This window comes from Pseudomonas sp. PME37.24/006 (genome assembly GCF_055556635.1).
In genome coordinates, this window is sequence record NZ_JBVHNL010000310.1 from 1 (window position 1) to 232 (window position 232).

Consider the following 232-nt stretch of genomic DNA (forward strand, 5'->3'; position numbering starts at 1 on the left):
GCTCGCGGGTCTGGATTTCCGGCGCGGGCGCCTGTGAGGAGAGCACCAGTGCATGATGCTTGGTCACGAACTCGCCCTGGCCGTACAGAAGTCCGTAGCGACCACTGCCGTTGCGCAGGCGTCGAACCATCTCAGTCGTCGCATGCACCATGTAGGCGTTCAGCGGTGCGCCGAAGAAAGTCAGTCCGCCGGCGACCGTGAACGGCCCGCGGTCAATCGGGTATCCCAGCGT

General features: G+C 64.7%; 1 protein-coding gene. It reads right to left on the minus strand.

The features are described from left to right. On the minus strand, positions 1 to 232 hold a 232-nt coding region (locus tag ACZ3GY_RS24860; protein ID WP_465912499.1), incomplete at both ends, for a hypothetical protein.